The following is an 11,918-nucleotide window of genomic DNA, read 5'->3' as shown; positions in this document are numbered from 1 at the left end:
TGCATCACGGCGACGATCCGGGAGTAACGCGAATGGCGAGTGAGACGGAGCTTCGGGACTACCTGAAGTGGGTTACCGCGGACCTGCACCGGACTCGCCAGCAACTGGCGAAGCTGGAGTCGCGCGAGACCGAACCGATTGCCATCGTCGGCATGGCCTGCCGCTATCCCGGCGGGGTGCGCTCGCCGGAGGACCTGTGGCGGCTCGTGCTGACCGAGCGGGACGTGATCCAGGCGTTCCCGACCGATCGTGGCTGGGATCTGGATCGTCTCTACGACCCGGACCCCGAACGAGTCGGCACCTGCTACGTCCGCGAGGCCGGGTTCCTCGATGACGTGTCCGGGTTCGACGCCGCCTTCTTCGGGATCTCACCGCGCGAGGCGGTGGCGATGGACCCGCAGCAGCGCCTGCTGTTGGAGTCGTCGTGGGAGGCGTTCGAACGGGCCCGGTTCGATGTGACGTCCCTGCGCGGGAGCCGTACCGGCGTCTACGTCGGTCTGTCCCAACTGGACTACAGCGTACTGCTGGCCAACTCGGTCGACGGCGTGGACATGTACGCCGGGACCGGCAGCTCCAACAGCGTCCTGTCCGGCCGGATTTCGTACACGCTGGGCCTGGAGGGGCCGGCGGTCACGGTGGACACCGCGTGCTCCTCGTCCCTGGTGGCGCTGCACCTGGCCGCCCAGGCACTGCGCAGCGGCGAATGCGACCTGGCCCTTGCCGGCGGGGCGACGGTGATGTCCACGCCGGCCGTACTGACCGCGCTGTCGCGGCAGCGCGCGCTCGCCCCGGACGGGCGGTCCAAGGCGTTCGCCGCCTCGGCCGACGGGGCCGGGTGGAGCGAGGGCGTCGGGGTGCTGCTCGTCGAGCGGCTCTCCGACGCGGTCCGCCAGGGCCATCGGATCCTGGCCGTACTGCGGGGCAGCGCGGTCAACCAGGACGGGGCGTCCAACGGGCTCACCGCGCCGAGCGGCCCGGCACAGCAGCGGGTGATCCGGGAGGCGCTGGCCGCTGCCGGGCTGTCCCCGGCGGAAGTGGACGCGGTGGAGGCGCACGGTACCGGGACCAGGCTCGGCGACCCGATCGAGGCGGAGGCGCTGCTGGCCACGTACGGGCAGGCCCGGCCGACGGACCAGCCGCTGTGGCTGGGGTCGCTCAAGTCGAACATCGGCCACAGCCAGGCCGCCGCGGGCGTCGGTGGTGTCATCAAGATGGTGATGGCGATGCGCCACGGGGTCCTGCCGAAGACGTTGCACGCGGCCGAGAGGTCGCCGTTCATCGACTGGTCCAGCGGCGCGGTCGAGTTGTTGACCGAGGCGCGACCGTGGCCGGACGCCGACCGGGCCCGCCGCGCCGCCGTGTCGTCGTTCGGCATCAGCGGCACCAACGCACACGTGATTCTGGAACACACCCCCGAACCGGCCGGGACCGCCGCTCCGGCGCCACGGCCGGAGCCGCCGGTCCGGGTACCGTGGCTGCTCGCCGCCCGTACCGAGCCGGCGCTGCGCGAGCAGGCCCGCCGGTTGTCGGCGCACCTGCGGGAGCGACCGGACCTGGGCACGGCCGACGTGGCCCAGTCGCTGGCCGACACCCGGACCCGGTTCGAGCATCGTGCGGTCCTGCTGGGTGGCGATTCCGACGACTTCCTCGCGAGCCTGGACGCGCTCGCCGACGACCGTCCGGCACCGGACGTGCTCCGGGCCGTGGCCGTTCCCGGCCGGGTGGCGTTCGTCTTCCCCGGTCAGGGTCCGCAGTGGCCCGGCATGGGCCGGGAACTACTCGAGTCGTCGGCCGTCTTCGCCGAGACCGCTCAGGAGTGCGCCAGCGCGATCGAGCGGTTCGTCGACTGGTCCGTCCTGGACGTGCTGCGTGGTGACCCGGCCGCGGCGCCGCTGGAGCGGGTCGACGTCGTCCAGCCGGTCCTGTTCACCATGATGGTGTCGCTGGCCGCCCTCTGGGGCTCGCACGGCGTACGCCCGGCCGCCGTGGTCGGCCACTCCCAGGGCGAGATCGCGGCCGCGTACGTCGCCGGCGGACTGTCCCTGGCGGACGCGGCGCGGGTGGTGGCCCTGCGTAGCCGTGCCTGGCTCGCTCTCGCCGGACGGGGTGCGATGGCCAGCGTGATGCTGCCGGCCGGCGAGGTCAGGCGCCTGCTCGCGAACTGGACGGGACGGCTGTCGCTGGCGGCGGTCAACAGCCCGGGCATGTGCTCGGTCGCGGGCGACCCGGACGCGTGCGACGAGTTCGTCGCCCGGTGTGCGGCCGACGGCATCCGGGCACGGCGGATCCCGGGCGTGGACACCGCCGGACACTCGGCACACGTGGACGCGATGCGCGCCCGGTTGCTCGCCGAGCTGGCCCCGGTCACACCGCGCACCGGATCGATCCCGTTCTACTCCACCGTCACCGGCAGCCGGCTGGACACCGTGGGACTGGACGCCGGGTACTGGTACCGCAACATGCGCGAGCCGGTGGCCTTCGAGCCGGCGGTACGGGCTCTGCTCGCCGCCGAACACCGGCTGTTCATCGAGGTCAGCGCTCATCCGGTACTGACCGGGGCGGTGCAGGAGACCACCGAGGAAGGCGACGTCGACGCGTCGGTGTCCGGCACCCTGCGTCGGGGTGAGGGCGGTCCGGACCGGATGCTCACCGCGTTGGGCCAGGCCGGCGCGGGCGGGATAGGGGTGGACTGGTCGACGGTACTGCCCGCAGGCGGCCGTCAGGTGGACCTGCCCACCTATCCGTTCCAACGTGACCGGTACTGGATCCGTACCAGGCCGTCGCCCGGGGACGTGACGGCGATCGGACTCACCTCGGTGGACCATTCGCTGCTCGGCGCGCTGGTGCCGATGGCCGACGGTGACGGGGTGGTGCTCACCGGCCGGATCAGCCTCGGTACGCACCCGTGGCTGTCCGGCCATGCCCTCTCCGGCCAGGTCGTGTTTCCCGGCACCGGGCTGGTCGAGCTGGCGGTCGTCGCCGGCGACCAGGTCGGCAGCGGCCGGGTCGAGGAGCTGACTCTGCATACGCCGCTGATCGTGCCGAAAAGCGGCGCGGTTGTCGTACAGGTGCGGGTGGAGGCGCCCGACGAGGCGGGCCTGCGGGCGCTGAGTGTGTCCTCGCGGGCTGACGACGAGAGCATGGACCTGGTGTGGGTACGGCACGCCTCCGGGGCGGTGGGTCCACGACGGTCGGGCGACCCGACCACGGTCCCCGCCCAGTGGCCACCCGCGCAGGCGGTCGCGGTCGATGTCGGCGGCCTGTACGACCGGCTCGACGAGATCGGCTACCAGTACGGACCGCAGTTCCGTGGTCTGGCCGCCGCGTGGCGCCACGAGAACGAGGTGTACGCCGACGTGCTGCTGCCCGAGGAGCACCACGCCGAGGCGGCGGGTTTCCGCCTGCACCCGGCGCTGTTCGACGCGGCGCTGCACTCGATGTTTGTGCTGGGTACCGGCCAGACCGACGTCCGGCTGCCGTTCTCGTGGACCGGGGTGGAGTTGCACGGCACCGGTGCCACCGCGCTGCGGGTGCGGATCACCCGGCACGGCGACACGTTCACGCTGCTCCTGATGGACGGCACCGGCGTGCCGGTCGCCGACGTCGAGGCGCTGGTCGTACGCCCGCTGGGCGTTAGCGGCCCGCTGGCCGCCCGGCGGGACCTGCTCTACCGGGTGGACTGGCGCCCGGCTCCGGCGGCCGGGACCGGGACCGCGCCGCGCTGCGTGGTCCTCGGTACGGCCGGGTCACGGCTGGCCGACACGCTGCCGGGCAGCACCGTGGTGGCCGATCTGGCGGAGTTGGACGCGCTGCTGGGGCGCACCGACCCGGACGGGATGCCCGAGGCGGTCGTGTACCCGGTCCCCGCGCGGGTCGAACCCGACGACGGCGACCCGGACAACCGGGCGTGGGGGCCCGTACCGGCGATCCTGCCGGTGCTTCAGAGCTGGTTGTCCGACGAGCGGCGCGGCCATACCCGTCTCGTCGTGGTGACCGAGGGGGCGGTGGCGGTACGGACCGGCGAGGACCTACCGGATGTCGCCGCCGCCGGGGTGTGGGGCCTGGTGCGTTCGGCGCAGTCGGAGCATCCGGGCAGGTTTGTTCTGGTCGACCTCGACGGCGGGGACGAGACCGCCGGGGCGCTCGGCGCGGTGCTGGCCGGGGGAGAGGAACAGTCCGCCATCCGCGCCGGGACGGTGCTGGTACCACGGCTGGTCCGCTGGGACCGGGACGCGGTGGTGCTGCCCCCGACGGACGAGCCGACCTGGCGCCTGGAGAGTACCCGGCCCGGCACGCTCGACGGCCTCGACCTGGTGCCGTACCCGCAGGCCCGCGAGCCGTTGCGGAAGCGGCAGGTACGCGTCGCCATCCACGCCGCCGGGATCAACTTCAAGGACGTCGTGGTGGCCCTGAACCTGGTACCGGGGCTGACCGGCCTCGGTGGCGAGGTGGCCGGGGTGATCACCGAGACCGGTCCGGAGGTCACCGGGTTGACCGTGGGCGACAGGGTGATGGGCCTGTGCGCCGAGACGTTCGGTCCGGTCGAGGTCACCGACGAGCGGCTGCTCGTCCGGATACCGGCAGATTGGTCGTTCGCGCAGGCCGCCGCCGTCCCGGTCGCGTACCTCACCGCGTACTACGGTCTGGTCGACCTGGCCGGTTTGCACGCCGGGGAGGCTGTGCTGATCCATGCGGCGGCCGGCGGCGTAGGCACCGCGGCCGTCCAGCTGGCACGCCACCTCGGCGCGGACGTGTACGGCACGGCCAGCCCGCCGAAGTGGGGTGTCCTGCGGGACAACGGCGTGCCCGACGACCACCTGGCGAACTCCCGTACCCTCGATTTCGAGCACCGTTTCCGCGAGTCCACCGGTGGCCGGGGTGTCGACGTCGTGCTCGACTGCCTGGCCGGTGAGTTCGTCGACGCGGGTCTGCGGCTGTTGCCCAGGGGCGGGCGCTTCCTGGAGATGGGCAAGACCGACAAGCGTGATCCCGACGCCGTGGCCGCCCGGTACCCCGGTGTGCGGTACCAGGCGTACGACCTACCGGAGGCCGGGCCGGACCGTATCCACGAGATGCTGCTGGCGATCGTCGAACTTTTCGGACAGGGCGTACTGCGACATCCACCCGCGACCACCTGGGACATCCGGCGGGCACGCGAGGCGTTCCGCGCGCTCAGCCAGGCGCGGCTGGTCGGCAAAGCCGTGCTGACGTTCCCGCCCGATCCCTGGCCAACCGGGGCGACGGTCCTGGTCACCGGGGGAACCGGCACCCTCGGCTCGTTGGTCGCCCGGCATCTGGTGTCCGCGCACGGGGTCACCAGCCTCGTGCTCACCAGCCGGCGTGGACTCGACTCCCCGGGCGCCGCCGAGCTGGTCGAGGAGCTGACCGCCGCCGGTGCCCGGGTGGCCGTCGAGGCCTGCGACGTGGCCGACCGCACGGCGCTCGCCCGGGTGCTCGACACGATCCCGCCGGACGCCCCGCTGCGCGGTGTCGTACACACCGCCGGGGCGCTCGACGACGGGCTGATCGAGTCGCTGACCCCGGAACGGATCGAGCGGGTGTTCCGGCCGAAGGTCCTCGGCGCGCTCAACCTGCACGAGCTGACCAGCCATCTCGAACTGTCCGCGTTCGTGTTGTTCTCGTCGGCGGCGGGCACGATGGGCGCACCGGGCCAGGGCAACTACGCCGCCGCCAACACGATGCTCGACGCGTTGGCCCAGTGGCGACGTGCCCGTGGCCAGACCGGACTCGCCCTGGCCTGGGGCTTCTGGGAGCAGCGCAGCGAGATGTCCGAGCACCTGGACGAGCGCGACATGCGGCGGTACCGGCGCGGCGGCGTGCTTCCGATCGCGAGCGACGAGGGACTGGCGCTGTTCGACGACGCCGTCCGGTCCGGTGAGGCCGCGGTCGTCCCGATCCGGCTCGACGTGACCGGTCTCGCCGGCCAGACGGCGGTGCCGCCGCCGATGCTGCGCGCGCTGGTACGGCCGACGGTCCGGCGGGCGGCGAACACCGCGTCCGGCGGCGGGGACGGGTCGCTGCGGCAGCGGCTGACCGCGCTGACCGACACCGAACGTAACCGGATCCTGCTGCGACTGATCCGCGAGCACGTGGCCGCGGTGCTCGGTCACTCCGATGCCGACTCGGTCCACACCGCCAAGCCCTTCAAGGACCTGGGGTTCGACTCGCTGACCGCCGTCGAGCTCCGTAACCGGCTGGCGTCAGCCACCGGCCTGCGGCTGCCGGTGAGCCTGGTCTTCGACCACCCGAGCCCTGTCCACCTGGCCCGGCTCCTGTACGCCGAACTCGTGGGCGACCCCGGTACGGCGGAGCCGGACAGGGCCGCGCCGACACCGGCGGCATCGGTGGACGGTGACCCGCTCGTGATCGTCGGCATGGCCTGCCGGTACCCGGGTGGCGTGACCTCTCCGGAGGATCTGTGGAACCTGGTGGTCGAGGAGCGGGACGAGATCTCGGTCTTCCCCGCCGACCGTGGCTGGGAGATCCCGGTCGGTGCCCTTGGCGCAGCCGGGAACCCGGCGCCACAGCAGGGCGGCTTCGTCCGCGACGCGGCCGGGTTCGACGCCGCCTTCTTCGGCATCACCCCGCGCGAGGCGCTGACCATGGACCCGCAGCAGCGGCTGCTGCTGGAGATCTCCTGGGAGGCCGTGGAGCGGGCCGGCATCGATCCGACCGCGCTGCGCGGCAGCCGTACCGGCGTGTTCGTCGGCGCCTCCACGCAGGGCTACGCGGCGCTGTTCGGGCGTGGCTCGGAGACCATCGCCGGGTACGGCGTGACCAGCGCGGCGACCAGCGTGGTGTCCGGTCGGGTGTCGTACGTGCTGGGCCTGGAAGGTCCTGCGGTCACGATCGACACCGCGTGCTCCTCGTCGCTGGTGGCGCTGCACACGGCGGCGCAGTCGCTGCGCAACGGGGAGTGCGACCTGGCCCTGGCCGGCGGTGTGGCCATCATGGCCAGCCCGTTTCTGTTCGACGACTTCGCCAAGCAAGGCGGCTTGGCGCCGGACGGCCGGTGCAAGGCGTTCGCCGGTGCGGCGGACGGCACGGGCTGGTCGGAGGGGGCCGGTCTGGTGCTGATCGAGCGGCTCTCCGACGCCCGACGCAACGACCATCCCGTACTGGCGGTACTGCGTGGCTCGGCGATCAACCAGGACGGTGCCTCGAACGGGTTGACCGCGCCCAGCGGGCCGTCGCAGCAGCGGGTGATCCGCCAGGCACTCGCGAACGCCGGGCTGGCCACGGCCGACGTCGACCTGGTGGAGGCGCACGGCACCGGTACCCGGCTCGGCGATCCGATCGAGGCGCAGGCGGTGCTCGCCACGTACGGACAGGACCGGCCCGCCGACGATCCGTTGTGGCTGGGCTCGCTCAAGTCGAACATCGGTCATGCCCAGGCCGCGGCCGGGGTCGGCGGCGTCATCAAGGTCGTACAGGCGATCCGGCACGGGCTGCTGCCGCGCACCCTGCACGTCGACGAGCCGACGCCCCAGGTGGACTGGACGTCCGGCGCGGTCGAACTGCTGGTCGAGGCACGGGAGTGGCCGGACCGTGACCGGCCGCGACGGGCGGCGGTGTCCTCGTTCGGCATCAGCGGGACCAACGCCCACGTGATCCTGGAGCAGCCGGCGGAGCCGGTACCGGCCCCGCCCGTGGCCGACGGCTCGGTACTGCCGGTGCAGCCGTGGCTGATCAGCGGGGCGGACGAGGCCGGGATGCGGGCCCAGGCGGGGCGGCTGTTGGCGTACCTGGAGGAGCACCAGAACTGGGAAACGCGCGACGTCGGGTACTCGCTTGCCGCCAGCCGCGCCGCCCTCGGCGAGCGGGCGGCGGTGCTGGTCCGGGACCGGGCGGACGCGTTGGCCGGTCTGGCCGTGCTCGCCGGCGCACCGGCCGCGGCGGCGTCGCCCGGGGTTCGTCCGACGCCACCAGCGGGTACCCCCGGGGCTGGCGAGGCGACCGGGCCGGTGACCCTGCGCGGTTCCGCCGGCGACGGCAGGCTCGCGGTGCTGTTCTCCGGTCAGGGTGCGCAGCGGCCCGGCATGGGGCGGGAACTGTACGACACGTTCCCGGTGTTCGCCACGGCGTTCGACGCTGTCTGCGCGTACCTCGACCAGAGCCTGGACCGGCCGCTGCGCGACGTGGTGTTCGCGGCCGAAGATCCCGAGGCCGCCGACGAGCTGAACCGGACCGGCTACACCCAGGCGGCCCTGTTCGCCGTGGAGGTGGCCCTGTACCGGCTCGTCGAGTCGTGGGGCGTACGCCCCGACTACCTGCTCGGTCACTCGGTGGGCGAGATCTCGGCGGCGCACGTCGCCGGGGCGCTCTCGCTGCCTGACGCCTGCGCGCTCGTGGCCGCACGGGGACGGTTGATGCAGGCCCTGCCCAGCGGCGGCGCGATGCTGGCGGTCGACGCCGACGAGGCCACCGCGGTTCACGCGTTGGCCGAGGTGCCGGACGGTGCGCCGGCGGTGGGCGTGGCGGCGGTCAACGGCCCCTCCTCGGTCGTACTGTCCGGACCGGACGAGCAGGTGGCCCGGGTGGAGGCACACCTGGCAGCCGCCGGGTACCGCACCCGGCGGCTGACCGTCAGCCACGCCTTCCACTCGTCGCTGATGGAGCCGATGCTCGCCGAGTTCGCGACGGTCGTCGCCGGGCTGTCGATCGGGCGGCCACGGATGCCGGTGGTGTCCAACGTGACCGGCGCCATCGCCGACGCCGACGAGATCCGCACCCCCGGGTACTGGGTGCGGCACGCGCGTGAGGCGGTGCGTTTCGCCGACGGGGTGGCCACCCTGGCCGCCGAGGGCGTCAGCACCCTGGTCGAGTTGGGGCCGGACGCGGTGCTCGCCGCACTGGCCCAGGACACCCTCGCCGCGGGCGGTACGCGGGCAGTCTGCGTACCGGCGCTGCGCCGGGGGCGCCCGGAGGCGGAGTCACTGCTGACCGCCGTGACCTCGGTACACCTGTGGGGCGTTGCGGTGGACTGGCGGGCCGTGTTCGCCGGCAGCGGCGCGGTCCGGGTCGACCTGCCGTCGTACGCGTTCCAGCGGCGCGATTACTGGCCCGACACGGTGGCGACCGACCGGGGCGATCCCGCCACGGTGGGACTGCGGGACACCGGCCACCCGTTGCTGGGCGCGTGGGTCGAATCGGCCGGTCGCGACGAGGCAATGTTCACCGGCCGCCTGGCGACGACCGTACAGCGCTGGCTCTCCGGACACGTCGTACTGGGCACGGTTCTGTTCCCGGGCACCGGCTTTCTCGAACTCGCGCTCTCGGCCGGTGAGCGGATGGGCTGCGGCGTGCTGGAGGAGCTGGTCGTGCGGAGCCCGCTCGTCCTGCCCGAGCGGGGCGGGGTTCCGGTGCAGGTGTTGGTCGGAGGCCCGGACGGGTCCGGTCGCCGCCCGCTGGCGGTGTACGCGCGGAGCGGGTCCGACGACACCTGGACGTCGTACGCGGAGGGCGTGGTGGCGGCGGAGAACGACCCGCCACCGCCGCCCGTGGTCGAGGTGTGGCCGCCGGCCGGTGCGGAACCGATCGACCTGACCGACTGCTACGACCGGTTCTCCGAGGCCGGGTTCGGCTATGGTACGGCGTTCCGTGGCCTGACGGCGGCGTGGCGTCGGGGCACGGAGGTGTTCGGCGAAGCGAGCCTGCCGCCCGAGGCGGCCGGCGGGGTCGACGGATTCGTCCTGCACCCGGCCCTTCTCGACGCCGCGCTGCACACCCTGGCCTTCCGACCGGTCACCGACGACGGCGCGGGCGACCCCCGGTTGCCGTTCGTGTGGCGTGGTGTCTCCGTCCACCGCCGGGGGGCCAGGTCGGTGCGGATCCGGCTGACCGAGGTCGGGCCGGACACGGTCTCGGTGTCGATCTCCGACCCGGCCGGTCGCCCGATCGTGGCCGTGGCGGAACTGGCCCTGCGAAAGCTCTCCGGGGACCAGGTCAGGCGTCTCGGCGGCCGGCCGGTCACGCTGTTCGGCGTCTCCTGGGCGCACGCCGCGGCGGGGCCGGTGACCGGGGCGGGCCGGTGGGCCGCCACGGGTGGAGTCGACCTCGGTGCGGACGCCCCGCCGGCTGGAATCTACCCGGACCTCGCCACCCTGCGCGGCGAACTCGACCGGGCCGAACCGGTACCCGACGTGGTTGTGGTGGCATGCGGCCTCGACGGCGGCGACAGCGGCGACGCGGCAGGAGCCGACGAGGCATCGGCGACGCGGGCGGCGGTGCGCCGGGCCCGCGACGTGATCCGGGAATGGCTCGACGACGACCGGCTGACCGAGTCATACCTGGTGCTCTGCACCCGGCGGGCGGTCGAGGCCCGTGACGGCGAGGGCGTACGCGACATGGCACACGCCGCCGTGTGGGGTCTGGCCCGCTCGGCGCAGTTGGAGAACCCGGGCCGGCTGGGTCTGATCGACCTCGACGACGATCCCAGCGCCGTCCGGGCCCTGCCCGGCGCGGTGGCGATGCTGCGCGCCGGCGACGAACCACAGGTCGCGATCCGCGACGGTGAACTCCTGGTACCCCGTCTGGTCCGGACCGCCGCGTCCGAACGGGCCGCGGCCGGGTGGCTGGGCACCGGGACGGTACTTGTCACCGGCGCCTCCGGCATGCTCGGTGGCCTGGTGGCCCGGCACCTGGTCGCCGAGCACGGGGTGCGGCACCTGATCCTGGCCAGCCGCCGGGGTGCGGACGCCCCCGCAGCGCGCGAGCTGGAGGACGCGCTGGTGGAAATGGGTGCCCACGTGCGTACCGTGAAGTGCGACGTGGCCGACCGGTCCGCGTTGCGCAAGACGCTGACCGAGGCACCCGCCGGCCACCCGCTCTCCGCGGTCGTGCACGCCGCCGGCGTCGTGGACGACGGGTTGGTCGGCTCCCTCACCGACGACCAGATCGATCGGGTACTGCGGGCGAAGGTCGACGCGACCGTACACCTGGACCAGCTCACCGCCCATCTCGACCTCGCCGCCTTCGTGGTGTTCTCGTCGCTGGCCGGGACCCTGGGAGGCGCCGGGCAGGCCAACTACGCGGCGGCGAACGCGTTCGTCGACGCGCTGTGCCAACGGCGCCGGGCGGCGGGCAGACCGGCGCTCGCGCTCGGCTGGGGCCCCTGGGAGAACAGCGGCGGCATGACCGCGAAGCTCGCCGAGACCGACATCAAGCGGATCGCCCGTGCCGGATTCGTGCGGCTCGGGGCGACGGACGGGCTGGACCTGTTCGACGCGGCCGGCGCCGTCGGTGCCGGGGTCGTGCTGCCGTTCCGGTTCGACGCCCGTGCCTTCCGCGCCTCCGGCGCCGTACCACCGGCGATGCTGCGCGGCCTGGTCCCGCCGGCACCAACGCCGCGCGACGGCGGCGGCGGTGACGCGGGCGGGCCGGAACTGCTCGACCGCCTACGTCGGATGCCCGAGGCCGAGCGCGATCAGGTTCTGGTCGATCTGGTACGGGCGGAGGCGGCGTCCGCCGCGGGCCTGCCGTCGATCGGCTCGGTACCCACGGGCAAGGCGTTCAAGAGCCTCGGCTTCGACTCGCTCATGGCGGTGGAACTGCGTAACCGCCTCAGCGTGATGACCGGCGTACGGCTACCGGCGACTCTGATCTTCGACCAGCCCACGCCGCTGGCCTTGGCCGGACATCTCGCCGCCCAGCTGGCGCTCGGCCCGGCCACGGGTGGAAATGCGGCGCTGACGGCGTTGCACGCGCTGGAGACATCCGTCGCGGAAATGACCGCCGTGGACGGTGACCGGGGCGTCCTGGCCGGCCGGCTCCGGACGCTGCTGACGAAGCTGGAGGCGGTCGACGCGCAGGTGGAGCGTGACCTCGACGCAGCGACCGCGGACGAGCTGATGGACCTGATCGGCGAGGAGTTCGGGTACTGAACACGTTTTGGTGCC

The 11,918-nt window shown here is 73.4% G+C and carries 1 protein-coding gene; it reads left to right on the top strand.

The genetic code is table 11. The annotated features are described in order from the left end of the window. Window positions 1–32: 32 nt before the first annotated feature. Entirely contained in the window at window positions 33–11,903 is an 11,871-nt protein-coding gene (locus tag AAH979_RS34735) for an SDR family NAD(P)-dependent oxidoreductase (protein ID WP_346262364.1), read from the top strand. Window positions 11,904–11,918 lie beyond the last annotated feature (15 nt).

The sequence above is a fragment of the Plantactinospora sp. ZYX-F-223 genome (assembly GCF_039649625.1).
Taxonomy (GTDB): Bacteria; Actinomycetota; Actinomycetes; order Mycobacteriales; family Micromonosporaceae; genus Plantactinospora.
Note: the sequence above shows the minus strand (reverse complement) of the source record. Positions and strands in the feature narration are given on the sequence as shown.

Coding starts and splice junctions, on each gene's coding strand:
- AAH979_RS34735 (WP_346262364.1), top strand. CDS start 33: ATGGCGAGTGAGACGGAGCTTCGGGACTACCTGAAGTGGGTTACCGCG.